Source organism: Adlercreutzia sp. DFI.6.23 (assembly GCF_024462535.1).
In the GTDB taxonomy this organism is placed as follows: domain Bacteria; phylum Actinomycetota; class Coriobacteriia; order Coriobacteriales; family Eggerthellaceae; genus Adlercreutzia; species Adlercreutzia rubneri.
Genome location: NZ_JANGBP010000470.1, coordinates 1 through 303 on the forward strand (window position 1 = coordinate 1; position 303 = coordinate 303).

Consider the following 303-nt stretch of genomic DNA (forward strand, 5'->3'; position numbering starts at 1 on the left):
GGCTTCGTCCACCGCCGCGAGCACCCCCACGGTGTCGCCGCAGCGCGCAAAGCGCACCGCCTCCCCATGGCGCTGAACGGCGACGAGACCCGCAACGGGCATCACCCGGGCGGCCAGCTCGGTGATCTCGCTGGTCGAACGGTAACTCGTCATGAGCCGCACCACCCGCGCGCCCGGACAATGGGCCGCCACCGCCTCGGGCGCCGACACCGCACGGCCGTCCACGAGCTGGTTCACATCCCCCAGGATAGTGCGATCGCAGCGGAACAGGCGGGAGATGGCCTCGTGCTGCACCGGCGTCAG

1 pseudogene is annotated in these 303 nt (G+C 71.6%); it reads right to left on the reverse strand.

The window, feature by feature from the left end:
• Positions 1-303: pseudogene (locus NE591_RS14190) on the reverse strand (hypothetical protein); the annotation flags it as partial.